The sequence below is a fragment of the Serratia silvae genome, assembly GCF_023282985.1.
Classification (GTDB): domain Bacteria; phylum Pseudomonadota; class Gammaproteobacteria; order Enterobacterales; family Enterobacteriaceae; genus Chania; species Chania silvae.
On record NZ_JAGQDC010000012.1, the window covers coordinates 105569 to 131640 of the forward strand.

At 52.4% G+C, this 26072-nt stretch carries 24 protein-coding genes and 1 riboswitch; of the genes, 16 read left to right on the forward strand and 8 right to left on the reverse strand.

Going from position 1 to position 26072, the window contains the following annotated elements:
• Nucleotides 1-16: 16 nt before the first annotated feature.
• The 3 genes from KAJ71_RS15325 to prlC all read right to left on the reverse strand — a co-directional run bounded on the left by KAJ71_RS15325 (nt 17) and on the right by prlC (nt 4838).
• Entirely contained in the window at nt 17-1909 is a 1893-nt protein-coding gene (locus KAJ71_RS15325) for a bifunctional metallophosphatase/5'-nucleotidase (protein WP_248946579.1), read from the reverse strand.
• 131 nt (nt 1910-2040) lie between these two features.
• Complete coding sequence (gene rsmJ, locus KAJ71_RS15330) at nt 2041-2787, reverse strand: 16S rRNA (guanine(1516)-N(2))-methyltransferase RsmJ (protein WP_248946538.1); 747 nt, start codon at nt 2785-2787, stop codon at nt 2041-2043.
• 8 nt (nt 2788-2795) lie between these two features.
• Nucleotides 2796-4838: an oligopeptidase A gene (prlC, locus tag KAJ71_RS15335; RefSeq protein WP_248946539.1), complete on the reverse strand. Its 2043-nt coding sequence runs from the start codon at nt 4836-4838 to the stop codon at nt 2796-2798.
• A 443-nt stretch (nt 4839-5281) separates the two neighbouring features.
• Between prlC and KAJ71_RS15340 the strand changes: the two genes are divergently transcribed.
• Complete coding sequence (locus KAJ71_RS15340) at nt 5282-5761, forward strand: Hcp family type VI secretion system effector (RefSeq protein WP_248946580.1); 480 nt, start codon at nt 5282-5284, stop codon at nt 5759-5761.
• A gap of 653 nt (nt 5762-6414) precedes the next feature.
• Here the strand turns inward: KAJ71_RS15340 and KAJ71_RS15345 are convergent.
• Both KAJ71_RS15345 and KAJ71_RS15350 read right to left on the reverse strand, forming a co-directional pair.
• Nucleotides 6415-6894 (reverse strand): DUF1240 domain-containing protein, encoded by a 480-nt coding sequence (locus KAJ71_RS15345; RefSeq protein ID WP_248946540.1) that lies wholly within the window; start codon nt 6892-6894, stop codon nt 6415-6417.
• Nucleotides 6891-7766 carry a hypothetical protein gene (locus KAJ71_RS15350; protein WP_248946541.1) on the reverse strand — a complete coding sequence of 292 codons (876 nt, stop codon included), beginning with the start codon at nt 7764-7766 and terminating at the stop codon, nt 6891-6893. Before KAJ71_RS15350 ends, KAJ71_RS15345 begins: the two co-directional genes overlap by 4 nt.
• Before the next feature lie 302 nt (nt 7767-8068).
• Here KAJ71_RS15350 and KAJ71_RS15355 point away from each other — a divergent pair, with 302 nt between their 5' ends.
• The 12 genes from KAJ71_RS15355 (at nt 8069) to KAJ71_RS15410 (ending at nt 19685) form a co-directional block, all read left to right on the forward strand.
• Nucleotides 8069-8911 carry a 23S rRNA (adenine(2030)-N(6))-methyltransferase RlmJ gene (locus tag KAJ71_RS15355; RefSeq protein ID WP_248946542.1) on the forward strand — a complete coding sequence of 281 codons (843 nt, stop codon included), beginning with the start codon at nt 8069-8071 and terminating at the stop codon, nt 8909-8911.
• A 192-nt stretch (nt 8912-9103) separates the two neighbouring features.
• Entirely contained in the window at nt 9104-9958 is an 855-nt protein-coding gene (locus KAJ71_RS15360; RefSeq protein WP_248946543.1) for a tagatose bisphosphate family class II aldolase, read from the forward strand.
• Nucleotides 9959-10275: 317 nt separating this feature from the next.
• A complete protein-coding gene (gatZ, locus tag KAJ71_RS15365; RefSeq protein WP_248946544.1) occupies nt 10276-11577 on the forward strand; it encodes a tagatose-bisphosphate aldolase subunit GatZ in 1302 nt (433 codons plus the stop codon).
• Complete coding sequence (gatA, locus tag KAJ71_RS15370; RefSeq protein WP_248946545.1) at nt 11570-12052, forward strand: PTS galactitol transporter subunit IIA; 483 nt, start codon at nt 11570-11572, stop codon at nt 12050-12052. Before gatZ ends, gatA begins: the two co-directional genes overlap by 8 nt.
• A gap of 12 nt (nt 12053-12064) precedes the next feature.
• Nucleotides 12065-12349 (forward strand): PTS galactitol transporter subunit IIB, encoded by a 285-nt coding sequence (gatB, locus tag KAJ71_RS15375; RefSeq protein WP_021181786.1) that lies wholly within the window; start codon nt 12065-12067, stop codon nt 12347-12349.
• A 3-nt stretch (nt 12350-12352) separates the two neighbouring features.
• The gene (locus KAJ71_RS15380; RefSeq protein WP_248946546.1) at nt 12353-13726 is read left to right on the forward strand and encodes a galactitol-specific PTS transporter subunit IIC; all 1374 of its coding nucleotides are present in this window, start codon (nt 12353-12355) and stop codon (nt 13724-13726) included.
• Between the two features lie 51 nt (nt 13727-13777).
• Nucleotides 13778-14827, forward strand: a complete 1050-nt coding sequence (gene gatD / locus KAJ71_RS15385) for a galactitol-1-phosphate 5-dehydrogenase (RefSeq protein ID WP_248946547.1) — start codon at nt 13778-13780, stop codon at nt 14825-14827.
• A 128-nt stretch (nt 14828-14955) separates the two neighbouring features.
• Complete coding sequence (locus KAJ71_RS15390) at nt 14956-15744, forward strand: DeoR/GlpR family DNA-binding transcription regulator (protein WP_059199417.1); 789 nt, start codon at nt 14956-14958, stop codon at nt 15742-15744.
• Between the two features lie 123 nt (nt 15745-15867).
• Entirely contained in the window at nt 15868-17220 is a 1353-nt protein-coding gene (gene gorA, locus KAJ71_RS15395) for a glutathione-disulfide reductase (protein ID WP_248946548.1), read from the forward strand.
• Nucleotides 17221-17459: 239 nt separating this feature from the next.
• Nucleotides 17460-17646: riboswitch (M-box (ykoK) riboswitch) on the forward strand.
• A gap of 277 nt (nt 17647-17923) precedes the next feature.
• Nucleotides 17924-18004, forward strand: a complete 81-nt coding sequence (mgtS, locus tag KAJ71_RS15400) for a protein MgtS (protein ID WP_223501571.1) — start codon at nt 17924-17926, stop codon at nt 18002-18004.
• Nucleotides 18004-18171, forward strand: coding sequence for a hypothetical protein (locus tag KAJ71_RS15405; RefSeq protein ID WP_248946549.1), 168 nt, complete (start codon nt 18004-18006; stop codon nt 18169-18171). Before mgtS ends, KAJ71_RS15405 begins: the two co-directional genes overlap by 1 nt.
• A 149-nt stretch (nt 18172-18320) precedes the next feature.
• Nucleotides 18321-19685, forward strand: coding sequence for a cation-efflux pump (locus KAJ71_RS15410; protein WP_248946550.1), 1365 nt, complete (start codon nt 18321-18323; stop codon nt 19683-19685).
• A gap of 131 nt (nt 19686-19816) precedes the next feature.
• On the opposite strand, the gene KAJ71_RS15415 is transcribed toward KAJ71_RS15410, so the two are convergent.
• Nucleotides 19817-20359, reverse strand: coding sequence for a hypothetical protein (locus tag KAJ71_RS15415; protein WP_248946551.1), 543 nt, complete (start codon nt 20357-20359; stop codon nt 19817-19819).
• A gap of 237 nt (nt 20360-20596) precedes the next feature.
• Between KAJ71_RS15415 and KAJ71_RS15420 the strand changes: the two genes are divergently transcribed.
• From KAJ71_RS15420 to KAJ71_RS15430, 3 genes are read left to right on the forward strand one after another with little or no spacing between them, the layout of a single operon-like run.
• Complete coding sequence (locus KAJ71_RS15420; RefSeq protein ID WP_248946552.1) at nt 20597-21631, forward strand: glycosyltransferase family 9 protein; 1035 nt, start codon at nt 20597-20599, stop codon at nt 21629-21631.
• A 22-nt stretch (nt 21632-21653) separates the two neighbouring features.
• Entirely contained in the window at nt 21654-22148 is a 495-nt protein-coding gene (locus KAJ71_RS15425; RefSeq protein WP_248946553.1) for a putative pterin-binding protein, read from the forward strand.
• Nucleotides 22145-23932, forward strand: coding sequence for an ATP-binding response regulator (locus KAJ71_RS15430; RefSeq protein WP_248946554.1), 1788 nt, complete (start codon nt 22145-22147; stop codon nt 23930-23932). Before KAJ71_RS15425 ends, KAJ71_RS15430 begins: the two co-directional genes overlap by 4 nt.
• On the opposite strand, the gene KAJ71_RS15435 is transcribed toward KAJ71_RS15430, so the two are convergent.
• Entirely contained in the window at nt 23922-24773 is an 852-nt protein-coding gene (locus KAJ71_RS15435; protein WP_248946555.1) for a helix-turn-helix domain-containing protein, read from the reverse strand. The genes KAJ71_RS15430 and KAJ71_RS15435 overlap by 11 nt on opposite strands.
• Nucleotides 24774-25163: 390 nt before the next feature.
• Nucleotides 25164-25700 carry a TetR/AcrR family transcriptional regulator gene (locus KAJ71_RS15440; protein WP_248946581.1) on the reverse strand — a complete coding sequence of 179 codons (537 nt, stop codon included), beginning with the start codon at nt 25698-25700 and terminating at the stop codon, nt 25164-25166.
• Nucleotides 25701-26072: the final 372 nt, after the last annotated feature.

The following is a 26072-nucleotide window of genomic DNA, read 5'->3' on the forward strand; positions in this document are numbered from 1 at the left end:
TAACAGTGAATTAGCCTCAGTTAATGGCTTCAATAATCACCAGCCGATCGTTCAGCCGCTGTTTGATGACCGGATCAGTTGCCGCTTGCGCCTGCTGTTGCAGTGCCGCAACCTGTTGCTTCATCATTTGCGGATCGCTAAACAGTAATGCTTTGACGTTGATGGAGGCCACGTTGGTATAGCGCCCATCATCGGTGGTCGGCACGCTGATTTTGCCGTCATTGAGCAGCTTGTCCACAATCTTGCGCTCACGTTCGTATCCTTCCAACCCCACCAGCTTCCAGCGGTGCATCGCCTTGCCCTGATACTCGCCCTTCTTCACCTCGGTCAGATAGCGAATGGTGAGATTACGGATAGTCCCCGCTTCTTCACCAAATTCCGCCTTGGTATCTGACAGCACCGGGAACTGCATACCTTCCAGTACACCGCCTTTCTGCGTCAGGTGACCCATGCGATAACTGTTCATCCCCAACTGGATCGGCGTGCTGTCGGTCACCGGAGTGCCGTCGTTCAATTTCAACTCGGTGATGCGTTGCCCTACGGGTTGGCGCAGATCGATGGTATAGGTCACGCCATCGAAGAAGTCATTGGTGGAGTACTTGGACGCACGGCGCTGTGGGTTGAAGCTGTAGGTAACATCGCCATCATGCTGCTGGTTAAAGTAGTCCGCTGACCACTCCATGTACTTTTTCAGCTCTTTACCCGTCAGTTGGTAGACAGTGATTTCACCACCAGCATACTGATAGTTGAAGGCGATATCCTTGGCGGTGATGGTGCCCACGTTCAGCTTCGGCCTGTCGTTATCAATCTGCAACGCTATCACCTGCGCCTTAGGTGCGAAGTGACGGGCCGCTTCCTGATACAGAGCACTGATGCCGGTATCCTGAATATGCACCTGTGGAATACCTTTCACCGCGTCCGGTGGCACCAGATCCTGGCCGGTCAGTTGAGCAATCGGCCGGTTGGCGTTGGCCCGCAGGATGGTATGGAATGGCTGGTAGATCTCTTCGAGCTTTTTATCAGAGGTGACGCCTTTGATCGGGTAGGTGTAGCTGTCTTTATTGATCAGCACGTATTTGCCGTTTTGCTGCTCAAATTGTAGATCGATACGCGACAGCGCACGGCCATATTTGTCCGGCTCGGTGACGATCACGCCGTTGATCACCTCTTTATCCACCTTAACGTGCATATGGCCAGCAACGATCGCTGCCAGTTCTGGGTTGGCCCGCGCGATGTCGCCCACCCCGGTGCCCGGCCGCTGGTTCTCATTATCGATCCCCATATGGGCCACCAGCACGATGGCGTCCACCTGGCCGTGGATCTGCTGGATCACCTTTTTCACCGCCTGCACCGGATCGGTAAACGTTAGGCCGTCGATACGGTCGGTGCCCTTGGCAAACTCGGCGGTCATCGGCGTATCCATACCGATAATGCCAATCTTCACCCCCTGGCGCTCTACGATCTTATAGGCGGGCAGGTAAGGCTTGCCGCTGTCCCAGAAGATATTGCCCGCCAACGCGGTGCCTTTGAACTGGCTGAGTGGGGTTGCCAGCACCTTTAGGCCAAAATCGAACTCGTGGTTACCCATCACCCACACGTCGTAGTCCAGCGCGTTAAAGCCGAGGATCATCGGGCTGGTTTTGTCATTCTTGAAGGTTTCAACAAAGTTGCCCTGAATAGTGTCCCCGGCGTCTACCAGGATCACGTTCGGCTGTTGGGCACGGACTTTATGCACCTGGGTGGCAATCTGGCTCAGGCTGCCCGCCAGGTTCTCGGTGTCGGTGGAATAATCCCAAGGCACGAAGGTGCCATGCAGATCTGAGGTGCCTAGAATGGTGATATTTACCGGTTCAGCGGCCATGGCAGAGGTACTCAAGCAAAGCAGTAGGGAAAGCAGCGTCTTTTTCATCATGAAATTTCATTATAGTTGATTGTAATTAAACAGGATTATGCGACGCACATCTCAGCGTTACCAGTGACATTGCAGAATGAACATGGGAAATGTGAGGGGGCTCAATGAATGCCCCCCTAAAGCTTATCTTACAGCGGCATATAAATATCGAAACGGTGATTCTTGGTGGTCGTGGCAGCATGGGCAGGAACATCGGCCAGCGGCGGAGCATAATCCGGTCGTTTCACCACGACCCTTTTGGTAGCCAGCCTGCGGGCTGGCTCCAGCAAGCCGTCGGCATCATCATCACTGCCCACCAGCGACTGAAATACCCGCATCTCTTTTTTCACCAACGCACTCTTCTGCTTATGCGGATACATTGGGTCGAGATACACCACTTCCGGACGTGGATCGAGATCGCTCAGCGCCGTCAGGCTGGAAGCATGAAGCAACGTCATGCGTTCACGTAGCCAAGGGCCGATCTCCGTGTCCTGATAGCCCCGTTGCAAACCGTCTTCCAGCAACGCAGCGACGACAGGATCACGCTCCAACATGCGAACCTGGCAACCCAGCGATGCCAAAACAAACGCATCACGCCCTAACCCGGCAGTGGCATCCACCACGCTAGGCACATAGCTGCCTTTGATGCCTACCGCTTTGGCCACCGCTTCGCCACGGCCACCGCCGAAACGCCTGCGGTGCGCCATCGGGCCAGAGATAAAATCGACGTAGATAGCGCCAAGCTTTGGCTCGTCGCGCTTACGCAGCTCCAACCGTTCTGGCGTCAGCACCAGCGCCATCGTCGCATCTTCGTCGCTGGTTAGTTGCCAACGATCGGCCAAAATAGACAAGGCGCCGGGATCGGCGCCTGCTTCACACAATAAAAACACGCTCACTTGGCGGGTTACCCTTTAATACCGTAATGGCGCAGCATAGCATCCAGCTTCGGTTCACGGCCACGGAAGCGTTTGAACAATTCCATCGGCTCTTCGGAACCCCCGCGTGACAGGATGTTATCGAGGAAGGATTGACCGGTTTCAGCGTTAAAAATCCCTTCATCTTCAAAGCGTGAGTAAGCATCTGCCGACAACACTTCCGCCCACAGGTAGCTGTAATAACCCGCCGCATAGCCGCCGGCAAAGATGTGGCTGAATGCGTGTGGGAAACGGCCCCAGCTTGGTGAAGGGATCACCGCCACCATTTTCTTCACCTCAAACAGGGTCGGCAGGATCTGCGCCCCTTTTTCCGGGCTGTATTCGGCGTGCATACGGAAATCGAACAGGCCAAACTCCAGCTGACGCAGGATAAACAGCGCCGCCTGATAGTTTTTCGCTTCCAGCATTTTGTCCAGCAGGGCTTTCGGCAGTGGTTCGCCAGTCTGGAAGTGACCAGAGATAAACGCCAATGCCTCCGGCTCCCAGCACCAGTTTTCCATAAACTGGCTTGGCAGTTCCACCGCATCCCAAGGCACACCGTTGATACCAGAAACCCCGGCGGTATCGATCTGCGTCAACATGTGGTGCAGGCCGTGGCCAAACTCATGGAACAGCGTAGTGACTTCGTTATGGGTAAACAGCGCCGGCTGATCACCCAGTGGGCGGTTAAAGTTACAGGTCAGATAGGCGACCGGCTTTTGCAATTCGCCATTCGCTTTGCGCAGGCTGCCGACACAATCATCCATCCATGCACCACCGCGCTTGTTCTCGCGAGCATACAAGTCCAGATAGAAGCTGCCGCGCAGTTCACCTTTGGCATCGAACAGATCGAAGAAACGTACCTCTGGATGCCAGGTATCGACACCCTGACGCTCTTTGGCGGTGATGCCGTAAATACGGTTAACCACTTCAAACAGCCCTTCCTGCACGCGCTGTTCCGGGAAGTATGGGCGCAGTTGCTCATCACTAATGGAGAACAGATGTTGCTTCTGTTTTTCTCCGTAATAACTGATATCCCAAGCCTCTAGCTCATCCACACCATAGTGCTGCTTGGCAAAGGCTCGTAGCTGTGCCAATTCCTGTTCTGCCTGAGGGCGAGCGCGCTTGGCCAGATCGCTCAGGAAACCGAGCACCTGCTCCGGGCTTTCTGCCATCTTGGTCGCCAGCGATTTGTCCGCATAGCTGGCAAAACCCAGCAACTGTGCCAGTTCATGGCGCAGAGCCAGCGTTTCCGCCATCACTTCGCTGTTATCCCACTTACCGGCATTTGGCCCCTGATCGGAGGCACGGGTGGTGAAGGCACGATACATCTCTTCACGCAGCGCCTGGTTATCGGCATAGGTCATCACCGGCAAATAGCTCGGCATGTCCAGCGTCAGCAACCAGCCTTCCTGCTCTTTGGCCTGTGCCATCGCCTGGGCTTGGGCCAGTGCACTTTCCGGCAGACCACTCAGCTCATTCACATCGGTAATCAACTTGCTCCAACCCATGGTGGCATCGAGCACATTGTTGCTGTAGGTCGAACCCAGTTCGGACAGACGCGCCACGATCTCGCCGTAACGCTTTTGTTTTTCCTTTGGCAGGCCAATGCCCGACAGCTCAAAATCACGCAGCGCGTTTTCTACCGATTTGCGCTGTGGCGCGGTCAGTTTGGCAAAGCCTTCACCCTCTTTCAGATTACGATAGGCCTGGTACAGCCCTTCATGCTGGCCCACCCAAGTACCGTATTCAGAAAGCAGCGGCAGCGCCTGTTCGTAAGCTTCGCGCAGTTCCGGGCTGTTTTTTACCGAGTTTAAGTGACCAACAGGTGACCAGATGCGTGACAGGCGATCGTCAGATTCGGCCAGCGGCTGACACAGATTTTCCCAAGTAAACGGCCCCGGCTGTGCCACGACGCGCTCAACCGCAGCACGGCAGTCAGCCAGTGCGGATGTCACCGCAGGAACGATATCTTCAGGGCGAATGGCAGAAAACGGCGGTAAGGCAAACGGTGTCAGCAACGCATTGGTCATAGAGGAAGTCCTGATTAGGGTGGTGGACCCGATGCGCACATCAGGCCAGACAAAGATAAGCTTCTCTCTAACATGGTGCCAACCGGCGGGAAAATCAATGGTCATGCGTGTGATTGAATCTGTTTCTTCACTCACGCGGCTCGTTTAGTGAGAAAGATAGGCCACGATTGCATGTAAGTAGATTAAGTAGGAAGGTGACAAACATATCTCTCCGCTAAGTATATATAAAATGCTCTCACTTTCGTTAATATCCGTGTCGAAATACGCTCATATACATACAACGCACTTGATAAATCATTTTCATTTATTGATAAAGCTTATATTTCGATTTAAAAAAGTAAGCCTGCGCGCTAAAAACCATGTTAATTGAGGTTGTTTTGATACAAAATGGTTTAGGTTGATTTTCAATCGAGTTCAGTCACTTACATTACAAGGAGTTTATGATGGCAAATAATATTTACGTGGCGATTAACGGAAAACAGCAAGGGTTGATATCGGCAGGGTGTTCTACAGCGGATTCAATCGGCAACAAACACCAATTAGGCCACGAAAACCAGATACTGGTTCTTAAGCTCGCGCATAACATCAGCCGAGGTGAAAATGTGATGCATAATCCGGTGATTTTTGTAAAGCCACAGGATAAGTCATCCCCCTTATTTTTGCTGGCTATTTCAAATAATGAGCCACTTAACCTTAAGTTTGATTTTTACCGTACAGCGCAAAATGGCGCCCAGGAGTTGTACTACACGGTAGAACTCAGAGAAGCTACCATCGTAGATATCAGCGTGAACTATCCACACTGCTTAACGCATGCTAGCGCACAACCCGAAGAGATTATCTCTGTACGTTATAAGGATATTATTTGCCAACACCATATTGCTGGGACTTCAGGCTACAGCGTATGGGACGACAGGGTTTATTAACGACTAGCTGGGTCTCTTTTACCAAGAGGCCCTAACCTCTATAAACAACTCTGGGTCTTTTAAGTACTTGGGCCCCTCTTTTCTTACATTCCCTGGCATCTTTGATATAGAGCGTCTCCCCATATATACTTTTTTTTCCAACAGATACCATAACCATGTTGATCCAATGCGGTGGTAAAATGCCAATTAAATAGAGTCGCAACAATCATACCAAGCATGGTGATTCGACAAGACCATATCGTTATCATTTTAAATCTAATGAAATTCTTATCACCAGTAAAAAAAGCATACCCTCCTATAATGATAAGCAAGACACTGACTGGCCACGCAGAGATAATATAAGTACCGAGTCTATTGAACGACACGACCGAGGGAAAACTAAAGCTAACCATGTAGTTACCTACCAGCGGGAAAACCAATAGAATACCCATAACACCGATGAACAAAACTAATAATGCACTTAGTCTTTCTTGCATTGTGGTATTTATCGTATCTTTCCTTTGTGATTTTTTCATATTTTATTATAAATCAATTAATTATTGATTACTTATCAACCACAGTTTTTTCATCACCCACTATGACCTAAGAGACAAAAAATCTATTTTATGCCTATGATCAAGACCCTACTACCACCTGCACAATTTGCATATTTTTTAGTAAGCTGATCTTGGTTTTCTAAGCACCTCTGTACCTCTTTTTTTACATTCCTCGGCGTCTTTGATATACAATGTCTCTGAATACAAACTTCTTTTCCAACATGTGCCATAGCCATGCTGATCAAGCACAGTGGTAAAATGCCAATTAAATATAAAGGCGACAACAATCAAAAAAACAGTAATCCGCAAAGAGTATATAAGTATAGACTTGAATTTAGCTAGATAATTCCTGCCGGTAATAGACAGGTGAAGAAACATAATAAAATATACGGTACTTGTTGGGGTAATTGCCAAAATAAAAGTTTCTAATCTGTTAAATGAAATAATATCAGGATAGGTAAAGCTGATGATATAGTTACTAATAATACTTGGTGCAAAAACACACCCTAAAGAAAAAATTCCGGCAGCCAGAAAAGAACTTAAACGCTCTTTTATTGAAACTGTCCCGCCAACTTTGATTACTGATTTATTTTTCATAGTTTATTGTACAAAAGTTGGCTATTTGTGCCCAACACACTTGAAACTCGTGGTGTCTGCGCTTCCATTTCAGTTATTTTCTCTATGACTTTATTAGTGATCCCATATTCCCGATCTAAATACTCCAACCCCATCGTAAAAAGAAATGCTACAATGGCGACACCAATAATAGCCCCACCTAAGGTAACAGCTGCCCCCATTAACAACGCGGACGATGTTGCTCTCATGATAATAGTAACAACGACAGCTTTAGCAATATCACTAGTTACATTTCCTAAAAAGCTAGCCGCAGTGCTTTCATCCTTTAGTATAAACTCCAGGCTACGATAGGCCAAGGAGACATATATACTCCATTTCATGCCCTGCACAGCAGTATGATTGAGCCCTTTTACCCCGACCCCAATTTGCACAACCTGCATATTATTTAACGAATAACGCGTTCCATTTAAAATCCGTCTAATACCTGGGTAGCCGGTGATCTTGATTAACTTCTCACCGTTTCTTCCGACATAAATGATGGCGGCTATCCCAAAGCCCCCCAACTTCCTGACCAGATCCGCCGCAGAATAAAAATCCTTCGCGTTGCCGCTATAGGTGGCAGTATATCCCAGATAGTCCAGGCCTTCATCACGCGTGATATTTAGAAAACCCTCATCATGCTGCCGATCGCCTCGGCCAAACTCACCAAAACACTCCAGAACATCATAGGCTTCTTCTTTGGTAAGCAGCATGATGTGGCGCTGTTCGGCATTCATGCAGGCCTGGAATTTTTCTTCCGCAATTCGTCGGGCATAGGCGCCATGATCGGGTGGTGTGGGAAAGAGAGTGGAATTATTTCCCGTGAGATAGTTGGGGTATATTCTGTCTTTCATCTCGGCCTCCGGTTGCCTTATAAGAAAGTATTTCCATTTACTCATCCACTAATATAATTGAAATTCGGCATTGTATAAAGAACAATCAAGGCAATTTCCTCATAGCTATCACCTATTCTTGACTATACCGGCGTAGATCCCTCCAGGCTGCAACGCTTTTCGCTTTTTACCAGCAAGGCGGTTTATACTTGGTAGCTTAAATTCGTTGATCTACGAGTTTGCAGTAAACACGCAGAACTCTTTTGCATTTAATGAGTTGATTTTATTGAAAATAACTCGAAAATCAGGAAACACAAAACGCCATGTTAAGTTACCGCCACAGTTTTCACGCCGGCAACCACGCCGACGTGCTCAAGCACACCGTTCAGAGCCTGATTATTGAGGCGCTGAAAGAGAAAGATAAGCCGCTGCTGTACCTGGATACCCACTCCGGTGCCGGGCGCTATCAGCTGAGCGGTGAGCATGCCGAGCGCACTGGGGAATACCTGGAAGGCATCGGCCTGCTGTGGCAACGTGACGACCTGCCGGAAGAGCTGGCGGCCTACATGAGCGTGGTGCAAAACTTCAACCGTTCCGGCACCCTGCGTTACTACCCAGGCTCACCGCTGATCGCCCGCCAGTTGCTGCGCCCGCAGGATAAAATCCATCTGACAGAGCTGCACCCAAGTGATTTCCCGCTGCTGCGTAACGAATTTCAGAAAGACGAGCGCACTAAAGTGCAGCGTGCCGATGGTTACCAGCAGTTAAAATCCCAGTTACCACCTCCGTCCCGCCGTGGCCTGATCCTGATGGACCCGCCGTATGAGATGAAAACCGATTATCAAGACGTGGTGAAAGGCATTCAGGAAGGCTACAAGCGTTTTGCTACCGGCACCTATGCCCTGTGGTATCCCGTGGTGATGCGCCAGCAGATCAAACGCATGCTCAAAGAGCTGGAAGCAACCGGCATACGCCGTATCCTGCAAATCGAACTGGCGGTGAAGCCCGACAGCGATCAACGCGGGATGACGGCTTCAGGCATGATCGTGATTAACCCACCTTGGAAGCTGGAACAGCAGATGAACAACGTGCTGCCGTGGCTGCACAAGGTTCTGGTGCCGTCCGGTATCGGTCACCACCTGGTGAACTGGGTCGTACCAGAATAAGTTCGATGATGGTCGCCTGCCTGGGCGGCCATCCGTTTTTCCCTTCGCTATCCCCCCTGCTTGATCCTCATTTTGCCTCGATCTTTTGCCGATCCTCATCACAACCGCAAAATAACTGTTTGCTTATTTTAACTTTCGATTAGATGATGGATATCGAAAGATAACGTAACCAAAGAAAACAGGAGGCAGGCGGTGTACATCATTTCGACCAACAATATGCTGCAGAAGGCACAACAACAAGGCTATGCCGTACCAGCCTTTAACATTCATAACCTGGAAACCATGCAGGTGGTGGCAGAAACCGCCGCGCACCTGCGCTCGCCAGTGATCCTGGCCGGTACGCCCGGCACCTATCTCTATGCGGGAACGGCTAACGTGGTCGCCATTGTCAAACAACTGGCCGCCGAATATCGCATCCCGCTGGCGGTGCATCTGGATCACCACGAAACGCTGCAAGATATTGAAACAAAAGTACATGCAGGGATCCGCTCGGCCATGATTGATGGCTCGCATCTGCCCTTTGCGGAAAATGTCGCGCTGGTGCGGCAGGTGACCGAGTTTTGCCATCGTTATGACGTCAGCGTTGAGGCGGAGCTGGGGCGGCTTGGTGGCGTTGAGGATGGCATCAGCGTTGATGCCAAGGATGCCCGCTATACCTCGCCGCAGCAGGCCGAGGAGTTTGTGCGTTCCACCGGCATCGATTCACTGGCGGTGGCGATTGGTACAGCACATGGGCTTTACCAGGGCAAGCCAGAGTTGGATTTCACCCGCCTTGGGCAGATCCGCGACAGAGTCAGCGTACCGCTGGTGCTGCATGGTGCGTCGGGTTTGCCAGACGCTGATATTCAGCAGGCAATTCGGCTGGGGGTCTGCAAGGTGAACGTGGCAACGGAGCTTAAAATCGCTTTTTCAGACGCGCTGAAGCAGCACTTGGCGGAACATCCGCAGGCCAACGATCCGCGCCATTATATGCAGCCCGCCAAGCTGGCGATGCAGCAGGTAGTGCAAAAGGTGATTCAGGTTTGCGGCTGCGAAGGCAGGCAGTGACGTACGCCAACACGGTGATTGCCCCTCACCCTAGCCCTGCGGGAGAGGGTTGGGGTGAGGGGCCAACCTATCTCCCGCGGCAAAATAACCGCTTTCACTTTATTGCGTATGTCGATTCCTCTTTTTACCAAACATCCATAATCAACTGATTTTAAATAACTAAACTCCAGTCATTTGTTAACTTGCCCCGTCACACTGAAAGCACCGGCACGGAAAAATAGCGGTAAAGTTTTCGATCTTGATCACGAATAATAGAAAAGTGCATTGCTAACCTTTCGAAACATTACGATTATATTCGTAAGAAAACGGAGGGTAGAATGAAAAATATAATCGCACGACATAAAGCAGGGGAGCCGATCGGGATCTGCTCTGTCTGTTCGGCACACCCATTAGTGATTGAAGCCGCATTACGCCTGGATCTGCACAGCGATAGTCAGGTGCTGATCGAGGCCACATCCAACCAGGTTAATCAGTTTGGCGGTTACACCGGCATGAAACCGGCGGATTTCCGGCAGTTTGTCTGCGATATTGCGGCAACCGTCGGCTTTCCGCTCTCCCGGCTGCTGTTAGGGGGTGACCATCTAGGCCCTAACTGCTGGCAAAATGAACCCGCCGCCAGCGCGATGGCGAAAGCGGAAGTGTTGATCGCCGACTACGTCACCGCCGGATTCAGTAAGATCCATCTGGATACGTCCATGTCCTGCGCCGACGATCCGATCCCGTTAGATCCCCACGTGGTGGCAGAACGTGCCGCTCGCCTGTGCCAGATCGCCGAACGGGCCGCCACCCCAGAGCAAAAACAACAGCTGACCTATGTGATTGGAACCGAGGTGCCGGTGCCTGGTGGGGAATCCTCCGCCATCGGTAGCGTGCATATTACTCATGCAGTGGATGCCGCCGCCACACTGGAAACTCACGATCAGGCGTTCCGCAAGGCAGGATTGGCAGAGGCGATCCCCAGGATCATCGCTGTGGTGGTGCAGCCAGGGGTGGAGTTCGACCACTCACAGGTGATCGCTTACCAACCACAGCTGGCCCGCGAGCTCTCCCAGTTTATTACCACCACGCCGCTGGTCTATGAGGCGCACTCTACCGATTATCAAACGCGTGAAGCCTATCAGCAGCTGGTGCGCGATCACTTCGCCATTCTCAAGGTTGGCCCGGCCCTGACGTTCGCCCTACGCGAAGCGGTGTTTGCCCTAGCCAATATCGAACAAGCCCTGATTGCCCCGGAAAAACGCAGCCAGATCCTGGCGGTGATTGACGCGGTGATGCTCGACGAACCGGATTACTGGAAAAAATATTACCACCCGACGTTCAGCCGCTCGCTGATCGACCTGCATTTCAGCCTGTCGGACCGTATCCGTTACTACTGGCCTCACCCACGTATCGTCCAGAGTATGACTACGCTGCTCAATAACCTCGACCAGCAAGAGATCCCCGCAGGCCTGCTGAGCCAATACTTCCCGCTGCAATATCAGCGCGTGATGGAACGCAAGCTGGCGAAACAGCCCCACGCACTGATGATCGACAAAATCCAGGATGTGCTGCGCGCTTATCGCTTCGGCTGTGCCCCCGCAGATCAAGCCAAAAACGCCGAGGAGATGGCCCATGCATAACAGCCAACTGTTCGTTCGCACTGGCATCAGCTTTGCCGACGCGCAGCAGGCGCTGGAGCACATTGGCGTCACCATGCTCAACGCCGGGATCGTTCACAGCAGCTACCCGCAGGCGTTGCTGGCGCGTGAGAGTGCTTATCCCACTGGCATCGCCCTTGAGCAGCACGCGGTCGCCATCCCCCATTGTGAAGCGGAGCATGCACGTGCCCCGGCTATTTATCTTATCCGTCCTGACCAGGCCGTGCCCTTCGCTCAGGCGGATGAGGACGGCACGATCGACGTTGCGCTGATTATCGCGCTGATCGTCACCGACCCGGCCGCGCAGTTAGTTTTACTGCGCACGCTGTTTGGCCAGTTGCAGCACCCCGAGTTTATCACTGCGCTACTGACCGCCCCCGAGGACCAATTGGGCGAAATTTTTGCCCAGCGGGTTTTCACTTCGCCCTCCCGACCACAACAAAAAAACAGAATATGAAGGAGCCACATTGTGAAACGTAAAATTATCGTTGCCTGCGGCGGTGCCGTTGCCACCTCGACCATGGCCGCAGAGGAGATCAAAGAGCTGTGCGCGGAGCACAATATCGAGCTGGATTTGGTGCAGTGCCGCGTGACCGAGATTGAAACCTATATGGACGATGCCGACCTGATCTGCACCACCGCCCGCGTCGACCGGCAGTTTGGCGATATCCCGTTGGTTCACGGCATGCCGTTTATTTCCGGCGTCGGCATCGATGCACTGAAACAAAAAATACTGACCATTCTGACGGAGTAGCCCATGTTTACCGACATCATGCGTTACATCCTCGATCTCGGCCCTACGGTGATGCTGCCCATCGTGATCATCATCTTCTCGCTGATTTTAGGGATGAAATTAGGGGATTCATTTAAATCCGGCATTCATATCGGCATCGGCTTCGTTGGGATCGGTCTGGTTATCGGCCTGATGCTGGACTCGATCGGCCCGGCGGCGAAATCGATGGCCGAACAGTTCCAGATCAACCTGCACGTGGTGGATATCGGCTGGCCAGGCTCGTCACCGATGACCTGGGCCTCACAGATTGCCCTGATCGCCATTCCGGTAGCGATTGCGGTCAACATCGTGATGCTGCTGACGCGTATGACCCGCGTGGTTAACGTGGATATCTGGAACATCTGGCACATGACTTTTACCGGCGCCATGGTGCACCTGGCCACCGGTTCATACTGGCTGGGTATGCTGGGCGTGGTGGTACATGCCGCCTTCGTCTACAAACTGGGGGATTGGTTCGCCAAAGACACCCGCGACTTCTTCGGGCTGGAAGGGATTGCCATTCCGCACGGCACCTCCGCCTATATGGGGCCAATCGCCGTACTGGTGGACACCATTATCGAGAAGATCCCCGGCCTGAACCGCATTCACTTCAGCGCAGACGACGTACAGAAACGCTTTGGCCCGTTCGGCGAACCGGTGACCGTCGGCTTTGTGATGGGGCTGATTATCGGTGCGCTGGCCGGTTATGATCTGAAGGGCATTCTGCAACTGGCGGTGAAAACCGCTGCGGTAATGCTGTTGATGCCACGGGTGATCAAACCGATCATGGATGGCCTGACACCCATCGCCAAACACGCCCGTAAGCGCCTGCAAGCACGCTTTGGTGGCCAGGAGTTCCTTATCGGCCTCGACCCGGCGCTACTGCTGGGCCATACCGCCGTGGTCTCCGCCAGCCTGATCTTTATCCCACTGACCATTCTGATCGCCGTGATTGTCCCTGGTAACCAGGTGCTGCCGTTTGGCGATCTGGCAACCATCGGCTTCTTTGTGGCCCTCGCCGTCGCGGTACATCAGGGCAACCTGTTCCGCACGCTGATCTCGGGTTTTATCATCATGAGCATCACGTTGTGGATCGCCACCCAAACCATCGGGCTGCATACCCAACTGGCTGCCAATGCCGGGGCGCTGAAAGCCGGCGGCGTGGTGGCCTCGATGGACCAAGGTGGCTCACCGATCACCTACCTGTTGATCCAACTGCTCACCTGGCAAAACGTGGTAGGTCTGGTGGTTATCGGCGTCATTTACGCCATCGGGGTGTTCCTCACCTGGCGCCGTGCCCGTCAATTTGCCCAGGCTGAAGCCTCCGCCAAACTACAAAACCTCAACGCCATGTCCTAATCCTTCGGGGGAGCCCGCCTCCCCCAATCTATCTTCTACGGAGTTCAAGTTATGCAATCAGTCGTGATCCACACGGAGGGAGAAGTGCGCGTTGAAGAACGCCCCGCTCCTGCCATTGAGGCCGCCGATGAGGTGTTGGTTCGGGTGGCGTATTCCGGGCTATGCGGTTCAGATATCCCCCGCATCTTCGCCAAAGGCGCGCATTTCTACCCGATTACCCTGGGGCATGAGTTCAGTGGCCGGGTCGTGGCCTGCGGCGATCGGGTTACCGATCTGCAACAGCATGACGCCGTGGCCTGTGTCCCTTTGCTGCCGTGCTTTAACTGCCCGGAATGCCAGCGCCATTACTATTCGCTGTGCAAGCATTACCAGTTCGTCGGTTCACGCTGCCACGGTGGCAACGCCGAGTTTATCGTGGTCAAACGCGCCAATCTGGTGAAATTGCCTGCCAACGTCAGCTTGTTGCAGGGGGCGTTTATTGAGCCCATCACCGTCGGCCTACATGCCATTCAGTTGGCTGGGGGCTGCCAAGGCAAAGAGGTGATCATCATTGGTGCCGGCACCATCGGCCAACTGGCGATCCAATGTGCCCGCGCGATGGGCGCACGCAGCGTCACGGCGATCGATCTCAATGACGACCGGCTCAAGCTGGCACGGCAGATCGGTGCAGAAAACGCGTTTAACAGCGCGGAGCTTAGCCCCTCCGAGATAGCCGAACGCTTGCAGGAAAAGCGCTTTGATCAGTTGATTCTGGAAACCGCTGGCACGCCACAAACGGTCGGGCTGGCGCTGGATATCGCTGGGCCACGGGCGCAAATCGCGCTGGTGGGGACGCTTCATAAGGACCTGCATCTGTCTTACAGCACCTTTAGCCAGATCCTGCGTAAGGAGCTGACGCTGCTGGGCAGTTGGATGAACTATTCAGCCCCGTGGCCAGGAGAAGAATGGCAGCAGGCCATGAAGCTGTTCCAATCGGCAGATCTGGCTCTGGAGCCGTTGATTGCCAGCATCGATCGCCCGCAGCAATACGCTGCCAGCGTTGCGGCCCTGGCCGGTAAGCCGATGCAGGGAAAAATCATGCTCAAGCTCGGCGAAGAGTGATATTTAGCCAATGGCTGCACGGGTGCAGCCATTATTTTGCCTCAAATCCCATCTCCTTGATCTTTATGCTCCCCTTTCATATCCCTTTCGCATAAAATAAAAGCAAAACATTTCGATAGGTCAGGATGATGAACTCTTTTGAAAGACGAAACAAAATTGTCGACTTGGTTCAGCAGAACGGCAGCATCTTGGTCAGCGATCTTTCGAATTCCTTCGGAATTTCTGAAGTTACCATCCGCGCTGACCTGCGCCTGCTGGAAGAAAAAGGCCTGCTGATCCGCTTCCACGGCGGTGCTGCCAGGCCGGGCAGCCAGTTGGAGCAGGAGGCCGAGGCACCAAAAACTACTGGTGAAGTCATCCTGGAGGAACGCTACCAGCTGGCTAAAGACCCGAAAAAGCGCATTGCCTTAAAAGCAGCAGCGATGGTCAACCCCGGCGATACGGTGATCCTGGACAGCGGCAGCACCACCATGCTGATCGCCGAAGAGCTGGTGAAGATGGGCAATATCACGGTGATCACCAATAACCTGCCCGCCGCCTTTGCGCTTTCCGACAATAAAGACATCACGCTGGTGCTGTGTGGTGGCACATTGCGCCATAAGACGCGTTCCATGCACGGCTCCATCGCAGAACTCTCCCTACAGGGCATTGCCGGTGACGTGATGTTCGTCGGGGCCGACGGGTTGGACGCCACCAATGGCATCACCACCTTTAATGAAGGCTACTCGATCAGCGGCGTGATGGCTCAGGCAGCCAAGCGCGTGGTCGCGGTGGTCGATTCCACCAAGTTCGGCCGCCGGGGGTTCAACCTGGTGCTGTCGATGAGCCAGATCGACATGATCATTACCGATACCGGCATCAGCAGTGCCGATCGCCAAGCGCTCGATCGGGCAAAACCCGAACTGGTTATCGTGTAAACTCAACCGGGCAGAGGATCAAGCCTCTGCCTATTACAGCCATCGACGCAATCTTTGCGACAACCCCCTATCAGGCGTTAAACTCTTACCCTTCTCGAATCACACAACTCATGGAAACCCCAGATGACGAAACATTACGATTATCTAGCAATTGGCGGCGGCAGCGGCGGTATCGCATCGATCAACCGGGCAGCCATGTATGGCCAGAAATGCGCACTGATTGAAGCCAAAGAACTTGGCGGCACCTGCGTTAACGTGGGTTGTGTCCCGAAAAAAGTCATGTGGCATGCGGCGCAGATCGCCGAGGCCATTCACCAGTACGGCCCGGATTACGGCTTCGATACCACCGTCAACGCCTTTGACTGGAAACGCCTGATCGCCAACCGCACCGCCTACATCGATCGTATTCATACTTCCTACGACAACGTGCTGGGCAAAAACAAGGTCGACGTGATCAAAGGTTTTGCCCGTTTTATTGACGCGCATACCGTGGAAGTCAACGGCGAGAAAATCACCGCCGACCATATTCTGATCGCCACCGGCGGCCGCCCAAGCCATCCGTCGATTCCTGGCGCCGAATACGGCATCGATTCCGACGGCTTCTTTGAGCTGGATGCCATGCCAAAACGCGTGGCAGTAGTGGGCGCTGGCTACATCGCGGTAGAGATTGCCGGTGTGATGAACGCGCTGGGAGCGGAAACGCACCTGTTCGTGCGTAAACACGCCCCGCTGCGTACCTTCGATCCGATGATTGTAGAAACCCTGGTTGAGGTGATGAACACCGAAGGGCCAACCCTGCACACCGAATCCATTCCAAAATCCATCGTCAAAAACGCCGACAGCAGCCTGACGCTGGCGTTGGAAAACGGCAAAGAGTTCACCGTGGACAGCCTGGTCTGGGCCATCGGCCGCGAACCAGCGACCGACAATCTGAACCTGGCAGTCACCGGCGTGAAAACCAATGCCAAAGGTTACATCGAGGTCGACAAATTCCAGAACACCAACGTGAAAGGCATCTACGCTGTAGGTGACAACACCGGTGCGGTGGAGCTGACCCCGGTTGCCGTCGCCGCTGGCCGTCGCCTGTCCGAGCGCCTGTTCAACAATAAGCCGGACGAGCATCTGGATTACAGCAATATCGCCACCGTGGTGTTCAGCCACCCGCCAATCGGCACCATTGGCCTGACCGAACCACAGGCGAAAGAGCAGTTTGGCGAGGATAAGGTGAAGGTTTATAAATCCTCCTTCACCGCTATGTACAGCGCCGTGACTCAGCATCGCCAGCCGTGCCGCATGAAGCTGGTGTGTGTGGGTGAAGAAGAGAAGATTGTTGGCCTGCACGGGATTGGTTTTGGCATGGATGAAATCCTGCAGGGCTTCGCCGTGGCAATCAAGATGGGCGCGACCAAGAAAGACTTCGACAATACCGTGGCGATCCACCCAACCGCAGCGGAAGAGTTTGTGACCATGCGGTAATGGTGCATTCCTAACTGGAAAACCGACTGTAAAAGGTCGGTTTTCTTCTTTTATTCAGCTTATCAATGCTGATTAAGACAATTGAATATCCCCACCATAGTATTTATATCACTGCAAAATTAACGTTCATTAAGATAAATCGTTCGTTTAAATATAACTTCTTAAATATCACCTCAACGAGTTGCCGATTTTCGAGCATTATCGCTCCCAGCACGCCTATAATCACCGCGTAGTTATATGCAGTATCTCGTTTGGCGAGGCTCCTATACAAACACAGGTTACTGATCTGACGACATCGAGAGATGCCCAAGGTTAAGACAGGCTTTATCGGATTAAGGTTCAGCCCAAGGTAACTTCTGAACTGTTCTTCAGATACATTGTTCAGATACGTTGTATAGTGCTAAAACCTGGACGCGGAGATAGGCTTTCTGCACTCCCCCTCTTTGGTTTACTCCCCTATACGAAGCACTGTTGAAGTTTAAACAGCAATAGGGTCAATCACTTCCAGACTCCTCAGCGATGACCGCTACCGCGCCAGCAACACAGGTGGGTCAGCCATTGCTAACTCTTTGAACGCTGACTTTTTCACCGCCGCAGGTACCATGACGGTGAATGAAGCCAGAGACTACGTTGCACACTTACTTTTAACCACAGAGGTCGTTATCGATTACAGTTAACCGAGGATAAAATTATGGGAAATATGATGTTTTTTATGGGATTTTTGTTTTTCGTCAGCTCATTGGGGCTGATCGCAGCCTATCTGAGCACCAAATGGGATGACTAATGAACGAAAAAGATCCGCCTAGCATCATCCTCCCCGTAGCCTCATCAATCATTGCGGGGAGGATGAATAACCGCAATAAACGGACGGTATTTACCGCGCGTGATAATGATGATGATTTTTATTCTTGGATTGCTGTACGCTATTTTTATGATCTCGGTAGGTATTAATGAGATTTATTTGTATTCCACCGGTCAAACTGCATTTCTCTCCTGTTTATTGCTGACAGTTACCGCAAGCTTGCTGCTCGTCGCTTTTGTCTGGCAATGTTCCGTAAAAACCAAACGCTGATTTTTATAATTCAACTATGAGCTGTGCTATGCAAAATAAAAAACAGGTCGTCGCCAGAAACTCGATGATTATCAGCGGATTGTTGGCGTTAGGTAAATTTATCGCAGGTATATTTACCGGCAGTATTGGCCTGATATCCGAAGGTATCCATTCATTTACCGATTTTATTGCCACCAGCATCACCTGGTGGGCGGTGAGCGTCAGCGATAAGCCTGCTGATGATGACCACCACTTCGGTCATGGCAAGGTTGAGAATCTGGCCGCATTGTTTGAAGTACTCCTCCTGTTGGCAGCCGGGGGTTGGATCGTCTTTGAAGCAGTAAGCAGCCTTTTAGGTGAGGCAAACCAGATTGTGGCTGCACCGGTAGTGATTGCGGTACTGCTGGTGTCCATTGTGGTTGACTTCTTCCGTGTCCGGGCCTTAAACCGCGTGGCCAAAGCCACCAACAGCGCGGCTCTGGAAGCCGATGCTCTGCATTTCTTCTCCGATATGTTGTCTTCCGGTGTGGTGCTGTTGGGTATGGTTTTTGTGCTATTTGGTTTTGCCCGTGCGGATGCGCTGGCAGCATTGATCGTTGCCTGCTTTATCCTGACTGCCGCCTTGAAGCTAGGGAAACGCTCCTTTGATTCCCTGATTGATACCGCACCGGCTGGCACGCGGGAAGATATCGCAACCATACTTAATGATTTCCCCGCGGTGCTGTCTACAGAAAATATTCGCCTACGCAGTGGCGGAGCCACGCTGTTTATCGAGGTGAGCATTGGGGTATGCCGGACGCTACCGCTTGAGCGGATCAAGGCATTGAAGCAGGCCATTACCGCCAAACTTGCGCAGCAATACGCCAACTCGGAAGTGCGGGTGATTGCTCTCCCTCAAGCCAGAAGTGATGAAGATCTGGCAACCCGTATTCGCATGCTGGCCGCCAACCATGGGGCCGTGGTGCAAAGCCTTTCACTACAACAATTGGCAGATCGTGTGGCGATCGGTATGGATCTGCTGGTTCCGGCCAATGCCAGCGTAGAGCAGGCGCATGATATTGCCAGCGAGGTGGAGGAATCTCTACGTCAGACGTTGGGCGAAAATACGGAGATCGAAACCCACCTGGAGCCCCAGATGCTGGATTGGCTAACTAGCCAGGATGTGGAACACGGCGAGCTGGCGAAGATTGAACAAGCATTGACGGTTTCGGCGCAAGACAGCGGATTGGTGCAAGACATCCATGATATCCGGGCACGAGAAACGCCGCAGGGCGTGATTGTGAATTTTCACTGCCGAGCCCTTCCGGCCTTGTCGATTTCTGCGGTGCACGATGCGGTGGACCATATTGAACGGCAATTGAGAATGCAATTCCCGATGGTATCGCGGGTGGTGGGGCATGTTGAGCCGCTGTGATCTCTCCCAGCGGACGACAGAAACGACAAATCGCCGCCCCGGTCGTTTTCAGACGGGCGGTAATAGGTCAGGCGGTTACCAGGCCAGGCCGCGATCCAGACTCAATCGATCACGGCCACCAGACGGTTAGCTTACTGATTTGCGACTGCGGGGACCGGGATATCCAATCCGTAAAGGCGCAGCATGGCAGGCGTGTCTTCAACGTCTGCAAACACATACCGCACCCGGACTGCCGCATTTTCCGGAATGGTAATATCCGCATCCCCAGGTACCAATGCGGTTTTCAGTGGAGAAACAAAACCCTCCTTATCTAACAGCATCAATGATTTACTTTCATTCAGATTGCTCAGACGGACGATTTTGTCGGTTTTATTACGTAGGGAAAGGGTTACTTTATATTCTTGGGCCGCAACTTTCTCAATGGCGGAAACTGATGCGGTGACATTTTTAGCCAGATTGTCTTTGTCAGTTACAATGATGGCCCCATCAATGCTACTCCCTGACTGACGGCCATCATCCACACCATCTTTCAGACCGCTGAGTGCATCTTTACCTGAGGCAATGACGCCAGAGACCACGCTTTTCACGCTGTCTTTCACCACAGCAGTCTCTTCAGCCTGAACGGCAGGGGCAGCAATCATCACCAAAACCAAGGCCAGTACACTATTTTTCATATTATTATCCTACTTATCGTTATCCATTGACGACAAAATCACCTCAATCTAGCGGAAAATAACGCGGATGACATCTTATCTCTTGGAGCGGCCTTGCTACTGCTATTCGGGTAAGGCTTAAACTTCAGTCTTTTTAATGCTCTTTCGCTTATTCTCGCCTGCAAAGCGCGGCATTTTCTGCCATTCTTTTGCCTATTATTCTAAACCTTGGCCGTGCCTTCATAGACAGGACAAATCATGGAAGTGTTAACAAAGGATGAAGTGTTATATCACCGGGGAAGTTTGCTGGCATCAGACGGCGTCATGGTCGCCTCATGGGATCTTGAGCAGCAGGAGAGTTTTTCCGGTGATTATTTTAGCCTGGCTGGCTACCGCGGTATCCGCAACGCCGACGCCGCCCCTTTCAGCGTGGATTATCGCAATGAACCTGTCGTGCACATCATTAATGGCATGGGCGTAACGCTGGGAGATTCCATTATTGGCCTGACCGCGCTTGAGGCACTGCGCGAATTTAATCCCAACCTGCGCACTATTATCTACCGGCCAGCCCGCGCGCCCCACTATGTCGATCAGCTTTATCATCTGGCGGCAGGCGTGGTAGCGGATCTACGTTGGTTGCCATGGAAGGCGGAGCATATTCCTGAGCAAGAACTGTGTATTGATGCCGGTAATCAGCTGTTCTGGCCAGCCTTCACCACGTTACCAATGATTGATTTCTTCCTGCAGGCGCTGGGCGTTGAACCTGCCGCTATTCCTGCTACGGCGAAAGCCAACCGCTGGTTGCAAAAACTGTGTCTGCCGCCATTACCTGAACGTTGGCAGGATAAGCCCTACGTGCTGTTTTGCCCCACGGCCAGTACGCCGTTACGCAGCATCCCGATCAGTGCCCATGTGCCATTGGTGGATGCCTTGTGGGAGAAATTTGGCTGCCCGGTACTGGGGGTCGGCGCGGTGGATCATCCACATTATGTGAACATTCAACCGCACTCCACCGCTACCGCTGATTTCCTCGCCTGGGTGAAGCACGCCCGCTATGTTGTGACATCGGATACCGCAGCAGTGCACATTGCCGCAGGCTACGATGTACCGACTACCGCGTTCTTTACCTCAATCGCTCCCGAGTTGCGGGTACGGGACTATCCTTTCTGTCAGCCTGTGTATTTTGCCATCCCTGAGCTGAACAACGTGCAGGCCAGCGCCAGAAAACATGACCTTGAACAGGTCGAACTAGCCTTTACTACCCTGATGCTGAACGAATTGCCGTGGGCGTGATCCACGGTCTGGAGAACTACCGATGCTGTTGACCGCAATGAGAAATACCGCTTTTGCCCTGCTAGCTTTGGTCATTACCCAAACCAGCGTACTCAGCTTTACCCTGGAGGTCGGCGGCAAGATTAAAAACACCACCGACGCCGAGAACAAAAGCTATATCTTTACCGATAAAGAGCTGTTTGCCATGCCGGTTCACAGTATCACGACCACCACCTCATGGACGCCCAGAGTGAAATTCGATGGCGTATTGCTGGCAGATATTTTGGCTAAAGTGGGTGCCGAGGGCACCATGATGACGCTCTACGCGCTGAACGATTATTATATTGATGTGCCCATCTCGGACGTGGCTAAATACAATATGATCCTGGCCTATAAAATGGGCGGGGAAATGTTAAAGGTGCGCGATTTCGGGCCGCTGTTTCTGATCTATCCCCGCGATGCCGGGGGTGCGGAGCTCAACTCTCCGCTGTATAACTCGCGCTTTATCTGGCAGATCAACAGGATCGTCATTAAATGAAGTTAGTCCGGTTCAAAGACAGTGGCAGATTGGCTATTCCGGCCATTTTTGCCGCCTTGTTCCTGCTCGCCTCGACGGTGACGCTGTATTACTACAGCGCCACCTTGTCCAAAAAGGGGCTGTATGCTGTTGCCGGTACGCAGGAGAATTACTCTTGGTCGATCGCCAAATTCGCCATCAAGCTGGCGGAATTTGAAACCCTGGTGGAACAGCAAAAAAGCGCCCACCAGGTGGATATCGATAACCTGCGGCTGAGGTTCGATATCCTCTATTCTCGCTATTCGGTGCTCGCCCGCCCGTCAGAATCGACCCTGCCGCTGTACCACGAACCTGGATATCCCGAACTCGTTGAACGGATGCGCCTTGAAATTACGCAGTTGGATCAGTTGGTCAACAGCCCTCAGGTAGATCTGGGGCTGATTTCGCACGCCATGCAACAGATCAAACCCTCCGCGATTATGATGGCCAACTTGGCGGACCACGCTGAAGTGAAACAGCGCACCGGGGCTTACGAGGATTTTATCGAGAAAAGGCACATCATCTTTTATGGCCTGGTGATCATTATGTTCTCGGTGATCGCGCTGATTGCCATCACGCTGATCGTCATCCGCCAGCAGCGCCAAACCATCAGCCAACAATCGAAGGCTATCCGCGCGGAGCAAAAGGCTATCCGCACTAAAAACGCCTTCCTCGGAGCCATCGGGCATGAACTGCGCACCTCGCTGCAAAGCATTATGTCCGCCATCGATGTACTGACCAATACCCGCGTATCCCATGAACACAAAGATACCTTCCACCGGCTGGAAACCGCTGCCGAACAGATAGAAAGTCAGATGAAGGATCTCACCGATTATGCACGCCTGGATAGCGGCATGATGGAATTGCGCATTGTTCCCTTTAATGCCCAGCAGGTGATCGACGAAACGACGGATGAAATCGCCATGCTGACCCATAAACCTGGGGTCAAACTAGTGCGAGAAATGGAGTTCCCCCATGCGCAGGTCTATTCCGACCCGCAGCGTCTACGGCAAATCGTGGTTAATCTGCTGACCAACGCTTTTAAATATACCGAAAGAGGCACCATCACGCTGCACAGTTGCCTGCGTAGCCAGCCGGCAGGTAGTTCGTTGATCATTGAAGTCACAGATACCGGCATCGGTATCGACACTGCCCTGCTGCCGCAGATTTTTGAGCCATTTACCCAGATCGATCAGTCAAATACTCGTCAATACAGCGGGGTTGGCATGGGGTTGGCGATCGTCCACGGCCTGGTCGACTTGCTCGACGGCACCATCACGGTGTACAGCGAAGTGGGAGAGGGCAGCACCTTTATCGTCAGCATTCCTGTTGAGATCAGTGAAGAACAGTTGCCAGAGCAAGATCCACGACCAGCAGCGACGCTGTTGAAAAAAGAGCAGCAAATCCTGGTGGTAGACGACAATCCCGCAGCAGGCATGGCCTTTATCGCCCTGCTCGACAAGTTGGGCTATCAACATGAGCTGTGTGACTCGTCGGAACGTGCGTTGCAAAAGCTGTTACGGCGGCCTTACGATGCCCTGCTGCTCGATCTGCAAATGCCCGGTATCGATGGTGTGGTAGTGGCGCAACAGTTGCGCGACCAGCGCGGCCCGAACCGTAACATCCCGATTATCGGCATCAGCGCCTTCACGCCGGAGCTACTGCCCTGTGAGCAACGCGCCATGTTTGACGATTATCTGATGAAACCGGTACGCATGGAGGCGCTATCCACCTCACTCACGTCGCTGTTTGTCGCTACAGATTAAAACACCGTTGCAGTGCGGCTTCGATCACATGGAGCCGCACCGGCTTTTCATATGGGCCAAGTACGTCATAGGCACGCATCGCTCTGGCAATCTCTGACTCACGCAAATCGGTGCCCAACTGGCCAGTCAACACCAGGATCGGCGCATCCGCGTGATCGGAATTGCGAATGGTTTCTATGCATTTCTGGGCCGTCTCATGGCCAATTAACCAATCTACCACGTAGCCATCAAACGGGCTTTTGGCCAGCGCCTGGCAGAAACTGCTGACATCATAGAAGGCCACGGCGTTGAACCCCTGGCTATTGAGATACTTGGTCAGCTCATCGGCCGCCTGGTGTGCATCGTCCAATACCGCAATACTCAGGCGATCGTCTTCGATATGGCCAGGGCGGATCTCGATCAGTTCGACAGTAAAACGCTTGCCCAGCGGGGCTTCGGTGGCCCGATAAACGATCCACTGGCCGTCCTGTTGTAAACCAACAAACTCGGCCAGCTTGCCGCCCACCAGTTCGCTGCCAATGTGTGCCACACAAGGTAACGCCACCCCGGCCAGCGAAAAGATGGCATCCTGTGCCACCGTGGCCCCAACAGACTCACTTTCGGGGAGAATATCGACGATAGACGCCGGCGTTCCTCCCAAGGCAAGTGCCACGCTGTTGAGTTGTTCCAACGTCCATGGGCTCTGGCCTTTCAGCTTGCGGTGAGCATGGGAAAAACTCAGCTCCAGAATGCGGCTGAGTTCCTTGGCATGTTGTCGCTTGCCGATCCCATGTTGCAAAAAGAGTTCCCTGACCTTGCCTGCAATCGACTGCGAATCGAATTTTTGATGATTGTTATACATTTTATCCTTCGATATTTTTCGCTGATTTTTCAGTCGCTTTGACACCTACCCGCACAAAAACGTTATCGAAATATCGCATACTATACAATCTTAGCCCAATAGCTTGCTTGACATACCATATTTTATGGTCAAACATGGTACCAGAAGTGATATATTATAAAAACGATAGTAGAACGATAAGTTGGCAATAACCATACCAACATCAGGGAAATTATAAGCCAGCCACAACACCTGTGTAAAATATCGACAAGGAGTTGCAAGCTGAGCAAATTTAACCGCAGAGTTAATTGCTTCACCCCTCGTTAAGCCGGGCCCGCAAGGGTTCCGGTTTTTTATTTGGCGGTCACCCAATGAAAAGGCCCCAGGTCACTCCCCGGCTTGTCGGCTGGATTACCCTCCAGCGCTGGCATCTTCTTCGGCCTGCCGAATGATGGCTTTAGCCATCCACTGGGTCACATCCTGAATATTATCGAGCTCTAAACCCCAGATGTCCTTCAGCACCAGGAACACTTCGGAACCATAAATCAGCGAAAAGGCGTGGATCACGCGTTGCAAGGCTTCAGCGGGAAGTTTGTTCTGCAAGGGTTCCACCGCCAGTTTCAACAGCCGCTTGCGATTGCCACGCACAAACTTTTCGCCCGGCGTCGCATTGGCCCATTGCTGGAGCGACAGCTGTAATGCCGCACGCAGCGCCCCCTCATGCCGTTCCATCTGCGGATAGGCAAACGCCAACAGCTGATGAATTCGCTTGAGCGCATCGTTATCCTGCGGTCGCCATTCAAGGATCGGCCCCAGACTTTTCGCCACAACGGCGGAGATCAGGGCACTTTGGGTGGGAAAATAACGATAGGCAGTAGCACGGGAGACCTGCGCGTGCGCCGCTAGCTCAGTAATCGAAGGGAAGACACCGCCATCGTAAAGCTCCATCGCACAGGACAGCAGCAAGCGGCGGGTTTTGGCCCGGGCATGTGTCAAAGATTCATCCCGCGGAGCGGGAAATGCGGATATTGGCACGTTTTCCTCGAACTTCCTCGTATCTTCCAACCCTGGAATCAATACGATAACCAACTTCACCGACAGATCCTGATCCATCTGTAGCATACAAAATCACAGCTAAGATAGCCAAAAACGCGACACAAGTCTCACTTTAAGCAAATTAATGCTTGCAAAAATGATACGGCAGTCTCATTATGGCCAAGAAATAAACGACAGTATCTTATTGTCCGACACCAGGGTTCCAAACCTACAATAATAAATAGCTTTAAAATCAATTTGTTCAGACATTTGTCTGAACCTTTT

Bases quoted from the DNA above. Each gene is read 5' to 3' on its own strand.
- KAJ71_RS15325 (WP_248946579.1), bottom strand. From the start codon at position 1,909: ATGAAAAAGACGCTGCTTTCCCTACTGCTTTGCTTGAGTACCTCTGCC.
- prlC (WP_248946539.1), bottom strand. From the start codon at position 4,838: ATGACCAATGCGTTGCTGACACCGTTTGCCTTACCGCCGTTTTCTGCC.
- KAJ71_RS15340 (WP_248946580.1), top strand. From the start codon at position 5,282: ATGGCAAATAATATTTACGTGGCGATTAACGGAAAACAGCAAGGGTTG.
- KAJ71_RS15345 (WP_248946540.1), bottom strand. From the start codon at position 6,894: ATGAAAAATAAATCAGTAATCAAAGTTGGCGGGACAGTTTCAATAAAA.
- KAJ71_RS15350 (WP_248946541.1), bottom strand. From the start codon at position 7,766: ATGAAAGACAGAATATACCCCAACTATCTCACGGGAAATAATTCCACT.
- KAJ71_RS15355 (WP_248946542.1), top strand. From the start codon at position 8,069: ATGTTAAGTTACCGCCACAGTTTTCACGCCGGCAACCACGCCGACGTG.
- gatZ (WP_248946544.1), top strand. From the start codon at position 10,276: ATGAAAAATATAATCGCACGACATAAAGCAGGGGAGCCGATCGGGATC.
- gatA (WP_248946545.1), top strand. From the start codon at position 11,570: ATGCATAACAGCCAACTGTTCGTTCGCACTGGCATCAGCTTTGCCGAC.
- KAJ71_RS15380 (WP_248946546.1), top strand. From the start codon at position 12,353: ATGTTTACCGACATCATGCGTTACATCCTCGATCTCGGCCCTACGGTG.
- gatD (WP_248946547.1), top strand. From the start codon at position 13,778: ATGCAATCAGTCGTGATCCACACGGAGGGAGAAGTGCGCGTTGAAGAA.
- KAJ71_RS15390 (WP_059199417.1), top strand. From the start codon at position 14,956: ATGAACTCTTTTGAAAGACGAAACAAAATTGTCGACTTGGTTCAGCAG.
- gorA (WP_248946548.1), top strand. From the start codon at position 15,868: ATGACGAAACATTACGATTATCTAGCAATTGGCGGCGGCAGCGGCGGT.
- mgtS (WP_223501571.1), top strand. From the start codon at position 17,924: ATGTTTTTTATGGGATTTTTGTTTTTCGTCAGCTCATTGGGGCTGATC.
- KAJ71_RS15405 (WP_248946549.1), top strand. From the start codon at position 18,004: ATGAACGAAAAAGATCCGCCTAGCATCATCCTCCCCGTAGCCTCATCA.
- KAJ71_RS15410 (WP_248946550.1), top strand. From the start codon at position 18,321: ATGCAAAATAAAAAACAGGTCGTCGCCAGAAACTCGATGATTATCAGC.
- KAJ71_RS15415 (WP_248946551.1), bottom strand. From the start codon at position 20,359: ATGAAAAATAGTGTACTGGCCTTGGTTTTGGTGATGATTGCTGCCCCT.
- KAJ71_RS15420 (WP_248946552.1), top strand. From the start codon at position 20,597: ATGGAAGTGTTAACAAAGGATGAAGTGTTATATCACCGGGGAAGTTTG.
- KAJ71_RS15425 (WP_248946553.1), top strand. From the start codon at position 21,654: ATGCTGTTGACCGCAATGAGAAATACCGCTTTTGCCCTGCTAGCTTTG.
- KAJ71_RS15430 (WP_248946554.1), top strand. From the start codon at position 22,145: ATGAAGTTAGTCCGGTTCAAAGACAGTGGCAGATTGGCTATTCCGGCC.
- KAJ71_RS15435 (WP_248946555.1), bottom strand. From the start codon at position 24,773: ATGTATAACAATCATCAAAAATTCGATTCGCAGTCGATTGCAGGCAAG.
- KAJ71_RS15440 (WP_248946581.1), bottom strand. From the start codon at position 25,700: ATGGAGCTTTACGATGGCGGTGTCTTCCCTTCGATTACTGAGCTAGCG.